Genomic DNA, 15812 nt, shown 5'->3' on the forward strand with positions numbered 1-15812 from the left:
ACCCTTAAAACGATAAATAAGAAGGTTATTATATGAAAAAATTAGACGTTGTTTTAATAATATCTTTAATATTATTTTCATTTATCTTTATCATTAAAGATAAATTTTTCGCGCCTAATACAAATGATATATACATATCCATCTCAGTAGATGGCAAAGATTATAAGAGATTAGAATTTAAAGATGAGACATATACATATCCATTAAAAACGCAGTTCGGCTTTAACAAAATCGAAGTTGCTAAAGACTACGTAAGAGTATTGGAGGCGGACTGTCCAAATAAGCTAGACGTTTTGCAAGGAAAGATACATAGTACAAATCAAAGCATAGTTTGTATACCAAATAGGATGATTATTGAGATAAGATCAAAAACTGATCATAAAGATGATGACGAAATGGATGCAGTGATTAAATGATGAAGACTAAAGATTTTATATACATCGCTTTATTCACTGTATTTGCAGTTGTTTTAAGCATCATAGAAAACTTCATACCACTTTCGTTTAGTATACCAGGCTTAAGAATAGGGCTTGCGAACATCGCTGTTTTAGCAGTTTTGTATCTCTACTCATTTAAGTACGCTATATTTATTATCATTATAAAGAACTTATTAGTATTTCTTCAATTTGGTAACATCATAGCATTTTTGATGTCAATGACTGGGGGGTTACTTAGCGTAATCTTTATGTATATATTTAAGCGCTACTTCGATAAGTACTTTAGCATATATGGCGTAAGTGCAGTCGGCGCATTCTTTCACAATTTTGGTCAAATATTATGCGCATCGATATTATTATCAAATAATGTCATATTTGGATATTTGCCAATACTTGTGATTATCGGCACATTTACATCCATACTTATAGCTAAAATTGCAGAACTTTTTATCAATAGATTTAAGAATATCAGAGGGTTTATAAATGAATGATTTTGAAGAGAAAAAATTAATGATGCAAGACATAAAGCTTGACGAAAGGCCAAGAGAAAAGCTTATTAGCCGCGGAAGAGAAGCACTTGAACTAGCTGAGATCCTTGCTATAATCATAGGTACAGGTACTACAAACAGTAGTGCGATTGATTTATCTAAAGAAATTTTAAAAAGATTTAATAACTTAAATGGCTACGCTTCACTAAAGGTAGAGGACCTTACTGAGGTTAATGGCATTGGCAAGGCAAAGGCATGTCAAATAATTGCCGCACTTGAATTAGCAAGGAGACTTACAGGACCATCTAGCCTATATGAAGCAGAAAGCTTAAACGATCCAAAAAAGGTTTACAAAGCCTATAGAAATGAGTTTATGAACGAGCCACAAGAAAAGTTTATAGTTCTTGCACTTGATACAAAACTTAAACTTATTAAGATAATCGAAGTCTCTAAAGGCACTGTGAACTCAACGCAAGTACATCCAAGAGACGTATTTAGAGACCTTGTAAAGTGCAACGCAAGCAGCTGCATACTTATTCATAACCACCCAAGTGGTGACTCGAGCCCATCTAATGAGGATAAATTATTAACTGACAGACTTGTAGAGTGCTCGAAAATTATTGGTATATCTATTTTAGATCATTTAATTATTGGAGATACATTCTTTAGTTTTAAAGAACATAATCTCATGGAGTGATAGAATGAATTTTATTAAGAAACATAAAGTATTTTTCACAATTTTAATTTTATTATTAGCCATAGTCTTGATTATTAGCCTTAACAATAAAAAGAAAGGGCTTAATAGTCTTGAGTCTGCTCCTAGCGATATTATGAGTAAGGTATCGGCCTTCTTCTATGATGGAGCAAACAGAATTTCTAATGGTTTTAAAAATTTATTTTCAAAAGATGATACAAGTAGCAAGATCAAAGAGCTTGAAGACAAAGTAACTGTGCTTGAAGACAAGAACAGAGAGCTCGAAACAGTTATTATGAAGTCATCTTATCTTAAAAAAGAATACAATTTACTACAAAATACAAAATATGATTTAACAAAGGCCAAGATAGCGTCTATGGATCCTGATGAATGGTACAAGAGATTTACCATCAACAAGGGAACAAAAGACGGTATTAAAGATGGTGACATAGTTATAGGCGCTTCTGAGATACAAAACAATGTATATATCGAAGGCCTATTAGGCAAGGTTACTGACGCATCAAAGGATTCATCCAGAGTTATTTCGCTTAACGACGATAAGTTTAAAGTAAGTTTTAATATACTTAGAAACAACGAATCGGGCGTTATGGGCGGCACTTTCGACTCGACTATCGAAGGTTACATGTTTGACTCAAACGCAGACGTCCTTGTTGGTGATAAGCTTATCACTTCTAGCTCATCTGATGAGTATCCAGCAAACATCTACCTTGGTGAAGTAGTTGAAGTAGTTAATGATGAGTCCAATCTTAAGAAGATTATCAAAATAAAAGCAGCAGTAGATATAAAAGACGTTTCCAATGTATTTATAATAAAAAGGTAGCGAGATGAAAATATTAGCGTTTTTAATTTTTTTATTTATAAACTATATATTAAAAGCAGCGATTTTGCCAAACTTCTTGCCGCCTAACTTTGTCTTTAACTTAACGCTGTGTATAATTGTTTCGCTTGCCTTACTTGCAAAAGAGAGAGAAGGCTTAGTTTGGACAGTGCTAGTAGCCACTCTAAACGATTTACTTGCACATGAAGTATTGTTTGTAAATTTATTTTTATTTACAATAATCTATCTAATGATATATTTCATCAGAGACAACATTAACATGGAGAATTTATTAAGCATAGCTTTAATTAATATAGTAGTTTATATATTCTATGTGCTCGCTACATATGTACTTTTAAGCTTTATGAGAGTAAATGTAGTTATTGCGCAGCTTGCAAGAAATATTTTCTCTATAAAGATAGTATTCGTAGCTCTATATGGGGTACTTTCATATCTAATATCAAAGAGGATATTCAGGTATAAGAACTATGATATCTAGGTGATTTCATGAATAATATTGAGAAGAATAAGAGATATACATTTATAAATCTAGTTGTTATCGTCGTCTTGAGCATATTAGTGCTTAAGCTTGCTCACTTGACCTTAATCGAAGGTGATCACTACAGATATATCTCGGACAATTCTAAAATTAGAACAATAACTGTTACAGCTCCAAGAGGTGAGATTAGAGACAGGTATGGAAGGTTAGTAGCTGGCAATCTTCCTTCTTTTACTGTGCAAATTTATAAGGACGATATGCTAAACTTAGAGGCAGAAGATAGGAACAAGGCACTTCTTGAGCTTGCTACAAGCCTTGAAGAGGATGGTGTTATCTATCAAAATGATTTCCCGATAGACTTTAATTACTTTGCCTATAAAGATGAGGCTGATTACATAAGCACAGACAAGTCGCCTCTTAAAACGGTTATTGATTTTATGAAGAATAAAGAAGTTTTAGACAGCTGTCTTGATATGTCTATGACATTTAAAAACGAAGATAAAGAATATGTTGTAAGGCTAGCAAACAGGGCACTTTATGCGATAAAATCAAAGTTTGTTGACTTTCCAGTTGAGTATAAAAACACTGGGGAAAGGTATGAATTCGTTGCTAATGACAAGTTCTTAGACTTTAAGCAAAAGAATGAGTTTAATGAAGACTTAAGTCCAAGAGCCTTAGTTACTGAGATTATAGTTAGTGATGACACAGTGCTTAATAGGATATTTTCACATCCTATGATTAGAAAGTTAGTTTATGAAAAGTATAAGAATGATGGTCTTGAAAAGATTGCACTTAAAGACTGCGTAAACACTTTGTATGAGTCATATCTTGAGCAAAAGAGATCACTTATGAAAGAGTACCCAGACTATGTTACTTACGATACAAGTGCTAAGGAAGACTTTATTAATATATTTAGGAACACATCGCTTAAAAATATGCTTGGCAAAGCATATAAAAACGAAGATGATGAAGTAATAGCGCCAGGCAAGATACTTATAGACCTAATTAGGTCAAAAAATATCGAGACAAAGGTCGAAGCTATAATCAATCCAGACACATTAGACGTTTTATATAGATACAAAGACCAAAATCTTGATCCTGATATCCCTGCTATCGATGAGCTAATTAAGGAAGCGGACAATAAAGAGATCATGGAGCAATTTATTAGCAATAATAAGATTAGACCATATGCCCAAAAATGCATGCTTGAAGACGAAATTCAAACAAGGATATCCATAGCAGGTGACTTCGAGTACGTTGACTTAATTCAATACAGGACTTTCCTAGACAGGATTTTCAAATTTAAGAATGATTTTGAAGAAAAAACTCCTGAGGAAACTCTTCAAAAAGCTATGGAGAAATACAGCATAGACGAAGATTATGCCCGTTATGAAGCAAAAACACTTCTAAGTATATACGAATTATTCTTAAAGCAAGGTCAACTTGCTTATCAGCCAATCAACTTTGCTTATGGTATAAAGCCACAAACAGTTGCTAAGATTGAAGAGAAACTTTATTTAAATACTGGTATAAACATATCCATAGAGCCAATTAGGTATTATCCTATGGGCTCGGTGATGTGTCACGTTATTGGCTCCCTAGGAAAGATCTCGACAGATGCTGAGATAGAAAAGTATATAAATCAAAAGAAATATTTACCTGATTCCATAATTGGTAAGACTGGTATAGAAGAGGCTTATGAAGATTTACTTAAGGGTAAAGATGGGGAGATGGTTGTAGAAGTCGATAGAATCGGTAATAAAACTAGAGTTATTTCTGAGACAAAACCTGTCAGAGGCAATACCATCTACCTAAGTATTGATGCTGAATTACAAAAGAACTGTGAAAAACTTCTTGAAAGAACTATAAAGACCATACCAAAGAGTGGCACTTTTGCTAGTAAGTACGGCGATTTTAAGATGGAGTGGGATAGAAAGAGAAAGAGGACTTATGATAATACTACGTCGGGCTCCATCGTTTTAAACAATCCAAATACGGGTGAAGTCTTGACTATGGCAAGCTACCCAGGCTACAATCTAAACTTATTCGCAACTGGTATAAGCAAGAATGATTGGGACAGCTTAGAGCCTACTGAGGTCAAAAACTCGCTTGCAGCAAGACCACTACTAAATGTTTCAACACAAACTGCCGTGCAACCGGGTTCTATATTTAAGATGTGTACAGGACTTGCGGCTCTTGAGAAAGGCTTAAGTCCTGAGACAAGAATCACGGATATGGGATACGCTGAGCTTGGCGCTAAGAAGTTTAGATGTCTTTTGTGGACAGACTATCATAGGACTCACGGCTCAGTCAACTTAAGCGATGCCTTAAAGGTATCTTGTAACTACTTCTTCTATTCTTTGGCAATGGGCGAAAACCAAAGGCTAGGCAAGAAACTTGAAGTAAAGCTATATATTGACGACATAGTTGATATGGCGAAGAGATTTGGTCTTAACGACAAGACTGGTATAGAGATAAACGTGCCAAATGAATTCTCAGGCGGAGTTCCAAACCCAGAAAAGAAACTTCAAAACATGAGATTTTACTTAAGAAACTATTTAAATGACAATCTTCATAATTATGTGAAAGATGATGTAAGATATGATGAAGTATTTAAAGATAAGGCTATAAACGAAATATTATCATGGCTTGAAGAAGGACCTAATATGACTAGAAATCAAGTTATCGAAGGCCTTGACAAGCTTGGACTTGACACAGAAAAGAAGCTTCCAGGCAAGCGTGAGGGCTTAGCTGATATAATCAAATACACTTACCTAAATCAAGCTACATGGAATCTTGCCGACACGCTATATGTAACTATCGGTCAAGGTGACTCAGCATATACGCCAATACAGATGTCAAACTATGTTGCCACTATTGCCAATGGAGGTTTTAGAAACAAATTAACCCTAATTGATTCGATAAAATCATATGACGGTTTAGAAGAAATTTATAAATTTGAAAGACAAGGCGAAGACATTGGTCTTAAGAGCAAAGACGAATTAGATGTTATTAAAAATGGTATGCATAAGGTAAGTAAACTTGGCTCTGCGAAAGCTGTTTTTAAAGATTTCCCTATAAATATTGGATGTAAAACTGGTACAGCGGAGAAAAATGGTGTTAATCCATATACAGGAAGAACATATGATCCATTTGCATGGTTTGTTGCCTTTGCACCATATGAAAAGCCGGAAATAGCTGTGAGCGCATTAATCTTCCAAGGGGGAACTGGTATAAACGCTGGACCTATGGTTAGAGAAGCCATAGCCGAGTACCTTGGTATGAACAAAGAAAATATTTCTAATGATTTACCGCTTGTAACAAAGGTATTAAAGTAAGGAGAATATATTGATAAATAGAAAGAAATTAGAAAAGATACTAAAACTTGTAGAGAAACCCGCAAGATATATTGGCATGGAGAAGAATTCTATAGTCAAAGATTTTGATAAAACAAAAGTAAAGTTCGCTTTTTGTTTTCCTGACACATATGAGCTAGCAATGAGCTACTTGGGACTTCATATACTTTACTTTTTGATCAATCAAAACGAGGACTACTTATGCGAGAGAGCCTTTTTGCCTAATTATGATATGGAAAGAAAGATGAGGGAAGAGGGTTTAGAATTATTTTCACTTGAAAATAAAGAAGAGCTTAAGAATTTCGACGCAATAGGCTTTACTTTGCAATATGAACTAAGCTTTCCTAATATCCTTAGGATGCTTGACTTAGCTAATATTGAATATAAAAGCGCAGACAGAAAAGAAAGTGACCCCATCATAGTAGCGGGCGGACCATGTGCAGTAAACCCCGAGCCGATAGCTGAAATCATTGACGTCTTCCAAATAGGCGAAGGTGAAGAGATGATGCTAAGGTTTTTGGAGCTAGTAAAGATTAAAAAAGATAAAAATCAAACGAAAGATGAGTTCCTTGAAGCACTTGCTAAGGAAGATGGCTTTTACGTGCCAAAATTTTACAAGCCTCATTACAATGAAGACGGCACTGTAAAAAATTATGAAAAATTAAATCCAAACTGTAAAGATAGAGTTAAGAGAAATTACATCTCAAGCGTTGATAAGATGTTCCAAATCGATAGGATGATAGTTCCATACATCGATGTGGTTCATAAAAGAGCTGTAGTTGAGATATTTAGAGGCTGCACAAAGGGATGCAGATTCTGTCAAGCGGGCATGTTATACAGACCTATAAGAGAAAAGTCTGAAGAGAATATTAAAAACATTGCAAAGACTATGATAGATAATACTGGCTACGACGATGTTAGTTTATTTTCACTAAGTACTTGCGACTACACAAACCTTAGAGAAGTGGCTGGGGAGATGAAAGAGTACTTTGTTAAGAACAATGTAAGCGTCTCGCTGCCATCACTAAGACTTGATTCACCAAGTATAGACGTTTTAAAGGATCTTTCCGACGTAAGAAAGTCTTCACTAACATTCGCTCCAGAAGCAGGCAGCCAAAGGCTTAGAGATGTTATAAATAAAAACGTTACAGAAGAAAATTTAGTTGACGTAATGAATTATGTTTTTGGTGAGGGCTGGTCAAAGATTAAATTATATTTTATGATAGGCCTTCCTACAGAGACAGAAGAGGACGTTAAAGGTATTCAAGAGCTTGCTTATTTGGTTCGTGACCTATTCTTCAAGAGAGATAGGGAAGAGATTAAAGGTGATTTTAGACTTGTTGTGAGCACATCATGCTTTGTTCCTAAGCCGTTTACACCATTCCAATGGTTTAAGCAAGATAGCATTGATGAATTTTATGAAAAGATAGGCATACTTCGCTCGAGTATTAAGGATAAAAAGGTCGAGTACAACTACCACGATCCAGAGCTTAGCTACATCGAAGCAGTCTTAGCAAGAGGCGATAGAAAATTAGCTGACGCACTTATCTACGCTTATAAAGAAGAGTCAAAGGCCGAGAAACTTGATAATGAATTCATTTATGAAAACTATTTGAGTGCGTTTAAAGAATTTGACCTTGATCCAGACTTTTATGCAAGACGTGAAAGATCTTATGATGAGGTCTTGCCATGGGATATAATCGATGTAGGTGTAAGTAAAGAATTTTTGATTAGAGAGTATGAAAAGTCAATGAAGGCTGAAACTACTAAGGACTGTAGAATCTCATGCAACGCTTGCGGCATAGAGAACTGTGAAATGAGGGGTAAGCATGAAAATTTTGTGTAAATTTACAAAACTAGGCTACTTGAAATTCATATCGCACTTGGACCTTGTAGACCTATTCCAAAGGACACTCTTTCAAAACAAGGTTGATGTGAAATTCTCAGAAGGCTTCAACCCGCATCCAAGGATGTCTATTGCATATCCACTACCTTTGGGCATAGAATCGAATAGCGAGTACATGGAGATATATCTTAACTCAAAAATTGATTTAAAAGATTTTTTGATTAAGATGAACGAGAGACTTCCTCAGGGAATCAAGATTGCAGAAGCAAAGTACGATGACGACGAGTCCATATCCAATAAGGTAAAATCAGTTGTATACGCTTTTAAACTATTAAATACTTTTTACGATAAGAACAAAGATATAGACATAGCAAAAGAACTTGGCAAGGTCAACGCCATGGACATAGTTGAGATTGAAAGAAAGAGAAAAAAGGGTAAGAAGAGAATTTTTGTTAAAGAAAATGCAAAAGACTATCTCAATAGACTTGAGCTTAAGGATGAGGCCATATATGCTTATATCAAGATGAGCGAGCAAGGCTCTTTAAAGCCGGCACTTGTTTTTGATATACTTAATAACTACACAGACATAGTTATGGATGAGCTTGATATTGATCTTGAACGAATAGGTCTATATCAAGATGAAGAAGGACTTAAGGAAATATTTTTATAAGTATAAAAAATATCTATAAAAGACTTGTAAATTATAAAGATTAATGATATAATATGAAATACAGAGTAGAGGAAATGCGTTAGTGTTAAAAGATGGGATGTAGCTTTTAAACGAATGGCATTAAGCCGCGGTGTTTCTTCGCTTCCGCTGTATAAATATTATATTATTTAGAACAGCCTCTGGAATTTTATTTTAGGAGGATTTTTTTATGCAAAAAGGAAGGACTAATACTAAAAAATTAGTATTAAGTGCATTGTTCGTTACCTTAGCTCTTTTAATGTCAAGATTCTTGAAATTAAAATTAGCTCCAGGTTTATCACTATCGTTTGGTGGCTATCCGCTAATGTTCGGAGGTATGGTCCTTGGACCTTATTATGGCTTTATGATGGGGATTGTTACAGACGTTCTTAACTACGCTTTAGCACCAAGCTCTTTTGGTTTCAACGCTTTCTTTACTATCTCAGAAGGCTTACTAGGATGGTTCCCAGGCTTTATCTTGTGGAAGTTATCAAAGGGCGAAGGCTTTGCAGCTATGCAAAACGATAGAAAGCTTCAAAACAAAGTAATTATTTCAACAACTTTATTTAGAGCGATATTTTTAAATATCATCTTGAACACAGCTCTTTTATATCCTTACATGGGCAAGGGTGTTCTAGCACTACTACCAGCAAGAGCTACAAAGAATGCAATTGAAATATTCACAGTATATTTTGCTTTAACAGCTATGGTTGAAGCTTTAAGAGCAAGAAAAGTAAGTTTCGAAATGTAATTAAATCAATATAGACAAATGCCTCACTACATACCGATGAGGCATTAGTTTTGTGTAAACTAGAAGGGCAGAACATTTAAGTTCTGCCCTTAGTCTTATTTATCTTGTCTATCTTTTATAATTTTCTCAATAGCTTCGTTAATGACCTCTTCATTAGTCTTTCTGAAGTTACCATCGACAATGTAGATGTCATCTTTGAATCTAAATACAAGCGAGGATATGTGATGTTTGCTCGCGATGTAGGCTTCTACAAAGTCATCATCAAATTTATTGCCAAAGCTTAAGTATTCAATATCGCCTTGATTGTTAAAGATGTTTCTGTCTTTAATAACCTTGTAAATATAATCAAGTATGTGAGTCTTTTTGCCGTGATAGTGCTCACTAGTCATAATGAGCAGCTCGCCGACCTTATGTTTATCAGTAGTAAAGCTATAGTTCTTAGTGTATTCATCGATGAAAAAGTTTCTGCTTCTGTATTTGTTATTGTTGTAGTACTTGTTATTACTTATATTGCTATCGACTTGGAAGATCTCTTGATTAATAGCATTGTTTATAGGCATGTCAAGTAGTTTTGTTTGCAAGTTCGTTACCATAAACAAAGATATCGCTATAAATAGAAATCTTGGGAAGAACTTATCAAAAACCTTTTCAATCAATAGCTTATATATTAAAAATGTTAGTGCTGATCCGATTAGGAAGAAATATGAGGAGAATAGCTTGATTAGTGTAATATTACCAACTGAAAAGTTATATATATCTAAAGCCACATATGAAAGCGCCATAAGTATTAGTAGTGCGATTAGTGCTATCATCAAAACTCTACCGAAGTTAAAAGCCTTCTCGCTCGCAAATTTTTTACGCAAAGCTTTTGAGTAGAAGAAAATAATTCTTCTTAAGTACATAATTGAGAGCGTCAAGAAGATCAGTGGTATGAAGACAATAAACATAAACTGTTTTAAATTTATAAACTTGTCAATATTTGGCCAAAACAAAAACACGCTGCTCGCTAAAAATATCATGAAGAATGATATAAATACTGATATCGAGAAAAATCTTATGTTTGAGATGTTCTTCCAGCTTTTTTCATCAGCATCGCGAATCGCTTTTTTGCTCGCACTGTGATTTTCAAATATGTTTATGTCCTTAAAGCCGCAGACAAACTCAAAGCCTTCGCTCTCCATATCATAAAGGTGAGTGGAGAAGGCACCGAATTTGTTCTTTCTTGACTTTGTAAATGGATAGCTTTCACAAAAATACTCAAAATTATTAGCATCGACAGCTTTCTCCAAGCTAATCGATGCTTTTTTAATATCTTTAATCTTGTATCCTTCTTTTCTTAATTTATTTAGATGCACTTCAAGACCTTTGTAATCAATGTTTTGAAAGAGCATTAGCTCTTTTATTTCTGCTTTTTCTTGCATAAGTATTCACCCTTTTTATATAGTAGTATGCCGAATGGAACAAGTAGTATCGATATCCATTGTGATGTTGAGAAAAATAAGAAGTGTCCTCTTACGTCATCGTATCTTAAAAATTCAACTAAAAATCTTGCTATGCCGTATAAAATTATATACAGACCAGTTACTTTTCCTTTTTCTCTATCCTTCTTTGAGTAGATGAATAGAATGATAAATATGATTATATTGCCTAGTGCACTTAATAGCTGAACAGGGAAGAGTTTTATTCCACTAAGTCCAACGCTCTCCTTTGGGAAGATTACAGAAAGTTTGCTGTCGCATGGCATGCCATAGCAGCAGCCTGCCATAAAGCAGCCGATTCTACCAAAGGCATGTGCAAGTGGCACTTCTGGCGCTAGTGAGTCAACTATGTCTAGGTAGCTCATATTGTATTTTTTTGCGTAGAAGTATATCGCTATAAGCGCTCCTATGATACCTCCATAGAATACATAGCCGCCTGCTAATATATTCTTAAGCGTTGTAAGTGTATCAGTGGAATTCTTAAAGCTATCTACAACAAAATTAAAATCTGTTATTAGGTATAGTAGTTTTGCTCCGATGAAGCCGCCTATCATACCATAAACAATGGAGTAAAATATAGTTTCTTTATCACCTGGGTAATCTTTTTTTCTATACCAATAGACAAGGCTCGCTACAATTATGCCAAGCGCTATAAGTGAGCCGTAGCTAGCTAGTCTTATTCCGAATATAGTGTAAAATGGTTTCATACCTTCACCTAAAAGCGACCAGCGTAATTAAAAATTGAGCAGCCTACGCATGATAGACATGCTATACAAGCGATAGTTACTAATAATGTAGCAGCAAGACCTATAGTGTTAAGTATTATGCCTGTCTTAGCATAAGTTCTGTCACCGTTGTTTCTTGCATCGACACCCATAATCAAGCCAACTATAGCAAGTATACTTCCTATGAATGAAGCTTGTCCTAAGAATATACAAAATAGTGATATAATTCCTAGTACTAAGGATGTCATTCCTTTGTTAGTGGCATTACTATTGCCATTGTTGTAACTATTGTTTTTTGAGCCGTTATAATAATCATTCTTATTATAGCTGTAGTATTGGCCCTTAGCTCTTTTCTTTTCTTGTCTTTCTTTTATTTCATCTTCGCTTAAGACTTCTTGTTCTCTGAAGTCATTGTCTTCATAATTGTTTGTCATATTATCCCTCCTATGATGTATATACCCAATTTAAGAATATTATACATAAAAGAACAAAAAATTACAAGAAAATTGAATATTAAAATGACTAATTATATGGTATAATAAATATTAGAGGTGATTTTATGAGTTTTACGCATCTACATTTACATACTGAGTACTCTTTGCTTGATGGCTCAAACAAGATAAGTGAGCTAATTGACAGAGTTAAAGAGCTTGGCATGGACGCATGTGCCATAACTGACCATGGCAACATGTATGGCGTAATCAAATTTTATAAGGAAGCGAAGGCGAAGGGCATCAAGCCAATCATTGGCTGCGAGGTCTATGTTTGTGATGACAAACTTGTTAAAGACAAGGAAACGCCTTACTATCACTTAATACTTTTATGTGAGAACGAAAAAGGATACAAAAACCTTATAAAGATAGTTTCTGACGCCTCTATTAACGGTTACTATTACAAGCCAAGAACTGATTTTAAATACCTTTATGAGCACAGCGAAGGACTCATAGCCTTGTCAGCCTGCTTAGGCGGCGAAGTGCAAAAGATGATACTTGATCAAAACCTTGATGGAGCGAAGAAAGCGGCTCTTAGGTATAAGGATATATTTGGAGAAAATAATTTCTTCTTAGAGCTTCAAGACCACGGCATCAAGGAGCAAGCTTATGTGAATAATTATCTTATGGAGCTTTCTAAAGAGCTTGATATTGGTCTAGTCGCTACAAACGACTGCCATTACTTAAGGAAAGAAGATGCCAAGGTTCATGATGTGCTTTTATGTATACAAACTCTTTCAAAGATTGACGACGAGAACAGAATGCGTTTCCCAAGCGAAGAGTTTTATGTGAAGAGTCCTGAGGAGATGGCGAAGCTATTTGCATATGCGCCTGAGGCCATAAAAAATACTGAAATTATTAAAGATAGATGCAATATAGAAATTGAATTTCATCAAAAACATTTACCAAACTTTGAGATAGAAGAGGATATGACTCACGCTGAATACTTACACAAACTTTGTGAAGAGGGCTTAGTAAAGAGATATGGAAATGTAAGCGATGATATCAAGAACAGGATGGAGACTGAATTTAAGATTATTGACTCCATGGGTTATGTTGACTACTTTTTGGTAGTTAGAGACTTTATTATGTATGCTAAAGAAAATGGTATACCAGTTGGCCCAGGAAGAGGCTCGGCGGCAGGAAGTGTTGTTTCATACGCCTTAGGCATAGTTGATGTTGATCCATTAAAATACGATTTACTTTTTGAAAGATTTTTAAATCCTGAAAGGGTTTCCATGCCCGATATAGACGTAGACTTTGGTTACGAAAGAAGATCTGAAGTTATTGACTATGTTATTAGGAAATATGGAGAAGATAAAGTTAGCCAGATAATTACCTTCGGTACACTAGCTGCGAGAGCCGTTATTCGTGACGTTGCTAGAGCTTTAGATGTGCCGCTAAATAAGGCAGATGCACTTGCTAAGATGGTTCCAAGGGACCTAGATATCACCATCGACAAAGCATTAGAGAGAAATCCTGAATTTAAAAAAGCTTACGATGAAGATGAAGAAGCAAAGAAGATTATAGATATATCAAGACAATTAGAGGGCCTACCTAGAAATATAGGTACACATGCGGCCGGCATATTGATTACGGAAGAGACTATTACAAATCACTTGCCATTGGTTAAAAATAAAGAATCGATATCAACGCAATTCACAATGACGGAGCTTGAAGAGCTAGGCTTTTTAAAGATGGACTTCCTTGGACTAAGGAACTTAACTGTGATTCAAGACGCACTTGATATGATAGAGCAAAACTATAGAAAAAAAGTCGATTTTGACCATATGGAATGCGACGATAAAAACGTTATAGGCCTATTTACAGAGGCTGAGACCATAGGCATATTTCAATTTGAGTCGGTCGGTATGAGAAGGTTCTTAAAAGATTTAAGAGCACAAAAATTCGAAGACCTTATAGCCGCTAACTCATTATTCAGGCCGGGACCAATGCAATCGATACCAAAGTTTGTTGAGGCAAGGCACGATCCATCGAAGATCACATATCTTGATCCGCATCTTGAACCCATTTTGAAAGAGACATACGGCTGCATCGTATATCAGGAGCAGGTAATGAGGATATTTAGAAATCTCGCTGGATACTCACTTGGCGGTGCTGATATAGTTAGAAGAGCCATGAGTAAGAAGAAGATGAAGGTCTTGGAGCAAGAGAGAAAGAACTTTATCTACGGCAAGGATGATGGCGATGAAGTGATTATCAAAGGCGCTGTGAGAAACGGTATTAAAGAAGAGGTCGCAAACGAAATTTTTGACTATATGCTTGACTTTGCAAACTATGCCTTCAACAAATCTCACTCGGCGGCTTACTCAGTCGTTGCTTATAGAACTGCTTATCTTAAATATTACTATCCAAAAGAGTATATGGCGAGCCTACTTAGCTCAGTTATGGGCAATACAACAGATGTAATTAAGTATCTTGAAGAGTGTAAGAGACTTGGTATAGAAGTTTTAAGACCAGATATAAATAAATCATTTAGAAAGTTCACGACTGAAGGAGATGGAATCAGGTTTGGCCTTTCAGCTATTAAAAACGTTGGAACTAACGTAATTGACTCTATACTTAAGGCAAGAGGCGAGATCGATGGCTTTTCTTCCTTCGAAGACTTTTTAACAAAGACACATAGAGTTGATTCGACTGCTATGAACAAAAAGTCGGTTGAGTCCTTGATTATGGCGGGAGCACTTGATTCACTAGGCCTTAATAGAAGTCAAATGCTTGGTTCGTATGACTACATGCTAAAGAGCATACAAAAGGACGCGAAGAACAACGCTCAAGGACAGATGGGACTATTTGGTCTTGGCGAAGAGAGTTCTTCGAACGTTCAGTACAAGATACCAGAAGCGACAGAGCTATCGAAGTTCATGCTACTTGAAGGCGAAAAAGAGATGACGGGTATATATTTTTCTGGTCATCCACTTGAAGAGTTCACTGAAGAGCTTAGACAAAGTAGCGATTTTAGCTCAATTGAGATGAAAGAAAAAGTTCTTGATGAGACAGATGCAGATCTTAGGGACAATATGTTCATTTCATATGCGGGCATGGTCTCAGCTGTAACAAAGAAGGTTACTAAAAACAATCAAATGATGGCCTTTATTGAGCTTGAAGACCTTTATGATAGCATAAGAGTCGTGATTTTCCCAAGAGTTTACGAAAACTATAGAAATCTTATTAAAGAAGGGGAAAACATTGTTGTTAAGGGAAGACTGCAAATAAGTGCCAATGATGAGATCAATATCATTGCAGATAGAGTTAAGAGGCTTGAAAAGCGTAAGGAAACTCTATATATAAGGATAAAAAATGGCTTAGGCGAAGAAGATAAAAGAAAGATTTTAGATATATTAAAGAAATACAAGGGAGATAACCCTGTAGTTGTCTACTTTGAAGAGACAAACTCAAGTATCGAATCGAATGATAGCACAGCCATTGACATAGACAATGAAAAGCTATATGAAGATTTAAGAATATATTTAGATGAAGACGATATAGTTATTAAATAG

At 35.3% G+C, this 15812-nt stretch carries 13 protein-coding genes and 1 riboswitch; of the genes, 10 read left to right on the top strand and 3 right to left on the bottom strand.

All coding sequences use genetic code 11. The features are described 5' to 3' along the window. The first annotated feature begins 32 nt into the window (after positions 1–32). The 9 genes from BN3004_RS05730 to BN3004_RS05770 all read left to right on the top strand — a co-directional run bounded on the left by BN3004_RS05730 (position 33) and on the right by BN3004_RS05770 (position 9597). Positions 33–416, top strand: a complete 384-nt coding sequence (locus BN3004_RS05730) for a NusG domain II-containing protein (protein ID WP_058260244.1) — start codon at positions 33–35, stop codon at positions 414–416. Then, positions 413–928: a Gx transporter family protein gene (locus tag BN3004_RS05735; protein ID WP_058260245.1), complete on the top strand. Its 516-nt coding sequence runs from the start codon at positions 413–415 to the stop codon at positions 926–928. The genes BN3004_RS05730 and BN3004_RS05735 overlap by 4 nt, the downstream gene beginning before the upstream one ends. Then, positions 921–1622 (top strand): RadC family protein, encoded by a 702-nt coding sequence (gene radC / locus BN3004_RS05740; protein ID WP_058260246.1) that lies wholly within the window; start codon positions 921–923, stop codon positions 1620–1622. Before BN3004_RS05735 ends, radC begins: the two co-directional genes overlap by 8 nt. A gap of 4 nt (positions 1623–1626) precedes the next feature. Next, entirely contained in the window at positions 1627–2460 is an 834-nt protein-coding gene (gene mreC, locus BN3004_RS05745) for a rod shape-determining protein MreC (protein WP_058260247.1), read from the top strand. Positions 2461–2464: 4 nt separating this feature from the next. After that, the gene (locus BN3004_RS05750) at positions 2465–2956 is read left to right on the top strand and encodes a hypothetical protein (RefSeq protein ID WP_058260248.1); all 492 of its coding nucleotides are present in this window, start codon (positions 2465–2467) and stop codon (positions 2954–2956) included. Between the two features lie 8 nt (positions 2957–2964). Continuing rightward, the gene (locus BN3004_RS05755) at positions 2965–6294 is read left to right on the top strand and encodes a penicillin-binding transpeptidase domain-containing protein (protein WP_058260249.1); all 3330 of its coding nucleotides are present in this window, start codon (positions 2965–2967) and stop codon (positions 6292–6294) included. A gap of 10 nt (positions 6295–6304) precedes the next feature. Further along, positions 6305–8158 carry a TIGR03960 family B12-binding radical SAM protein gene (locus tag BN3004_RS05760; protein ID WP_349267120.1) on the top strand — a complete coding sequence of 618 codons (1854 nt, stop codon included), beginning with the start codon at positions 6305–6307 and terminating at the stop codon, positions 8156–8158. Beyond that, the gene (locus BN3004_RS05765; RefSeq protein ID WP_058260250.1) at positions 8142–8828 is read left to right on the top strand and encodes a TIGR03936 family radical SAM-associated protein; all 687 of its coding nucleotides are present in this window, start codon (positions 8142–8144) and stop codon (positions 8826–8828) included. Before BN3004_RS05760 ends, BN3004_RS05765 begins: the two co-directional genes overlap by 17 nt. Before the next feature lie 59 nt (positions 8829–8887). After that, positions 8888–8980: riboswitch (THF riboswitch) on the top strand. A 56-nt stretch (positions 8981–9036) separates the two neighbouring features. Beyond that, complete coding sequence (locus tag BN3004_RS05770) at positions 9037–9597, top strand: folate family ECF transporter S component (protein ID WP_058260251.1); 561 nt, start codon at positions 9037–9039, stop codon at positions 9595–9597. Positions 9598–9692: 95 nt separating this feature from the next. Here BN3004_RS05770 and BN3004_RS05775 read toward each other — a convergent pair whose 3' ends face one another. Genes BN3004_RS05775 through BN3004_RS05785 form a run of 3 tightly spaced genes read right to left on the bottom strand, consistent with a single transcriptional unit; the run spans position 9693 to position 12234 of the window. Beyond that, complete coding sequence (locus BN3004_RS05775) at positions 9693–11018, bottom strand: hypothetical protein (RefSeq protein ID WP_058260252.1); 1326 nt, start codon at positions 11016–11018, stop codon at positions 9693–9695. After that, positions 10997–11782, bottom strand: a complete 786-nt coding sequence (locus tag BN3004_RS05780) for a prolipoprotein diacylglyceryl transferase (protein WP_058260253.1) — start codon at positions 11780–11782, stop codon at positions 10997–10999. The genes BN3004_RS05775 and BN3004_RS05780 overlap by 22 nt, the downstream gene beginning before the upstream one ends. A gap of 8 nt (positions 11783–11790) precedes the next feature. Continuing rightward, positions 11791–12234: a DUF4190 domain-containing protein gene (locus BN3004_RS05785; RefSeq protein ID WP_058260254.1), complete on the bottom strand. Its 444-nt coding sequence runs from the start codon at positions 12232–12234 to the stop codon at positions 11791–11793. A 125-nt stretch (positions 12235–12359) separates the two neighbouring features. On the opposite strand from BN3004_RS05785, the gene BN3004_RS05790 reads away from it, so the two are divergent. Further along, the gene (locus BN3004_RS05790; RefSeq protein WP_058260255.1) at positions 12360–15812 is read left to right on the top strand and encodes a DNA polymerase III subunit alpha; all 3453 of its coding nucleotides are present in this window, start codon (positions 12360–12362) and stop codon (positions 15810–15812) included.

The sequence above is a fragment of the Fenollaria timonensis genome, assembly GCF_001457835.1.
GTDB lineage: Bacteria > Bacillota > Clostridia > Tissierellales > Peptoniphilaceae > Fenollaria > Fenollaria timonensis.

Excerpts from the sequence above, each read along its gene's own strand:
- BN3004_RS05780 (WP_058260253.1), bottom strand. The coding sequence starts at position 11,782 with ATGAAACCATTTTACACTATATTCGGAATAAGACTAGCTAGCTACGGC.
- BN3004_RS05730 (WP_058260244.1), top strand. The coding sequence starts at position 33 with ATGAAAAAATTAGACGTTGTTTTAATAATATCTTTAATATTATTTTCA.
- BN3004_RS05770 (WP_058260251.1), top strand. The coding sequence starts at position 9,037 with ATGCAAAAAGGAAGGACTAATACTAAAAAATTAGTATTAAGTGCATTG.
- BN3004_RS05775 (WP_058260252.1), bottom strand. The coding sequence starts at position 11,018 with ATGCAAGAAAAAGCAGAAATAAAAGAGCTAATGCTCTTTCAAAACATT.
- BN3004_RS05765 (WP_058260250.1), top strand. The coding sequence starts at position 8,142 with ATGAAAATTTTGTGTAAATTTACAAAACTAGGCTACTTGAAATTCATA.
- BN3004_RS05755 (WP_058260249.1), top strand. The coding sequence starts at position 2,965 with ATGAATAATATTGAGAAGAATAAGAGATATACATTTATAAATCTAGTT.
- BN3004_RS05735 (WP_058260245.1), top strand. The coding sequence starts at position 413 with ATGATGAAGACTAAAGATTTTATATACATCGCTTTATTCACTGTATTT.
- mreC (WP_058260247.1), top strand. The coding sequence starts at position 1,627 with ATGAATTTTATTAAGAAACATAAAGTATTTTTCACAATTTTAATTTTA.
- BN3004_RS05790 (WP_058260255.1), top strand. The coding sequence starts at position 12,360 with ATGAGTTTTACGCATCTACATTTACATACTGAGTACTCTTTGCTTGAT.
- radC (WP_058260246.1), top strand. The coding sequence starts at position 921 with ATGAATGATTTTGAAGAGAAAAAATTAATGATGCAAGACATAAAGCTT.
- BN3004_RS05785 (WP_058260254.1), bottom strand. The coding sequence starts at position 12,234 with ATGACAAACAATTATGAAGACAATGACTTCAGAGAACAAGAAGTCTTA.
- BN3004_RS05750 (WP_058260248.1), top strand. The coding sequence starts at position 2,465 with ATGAAAATATTAGCGTTTTTAATTTTTTTATTTATAAACTATATATTA.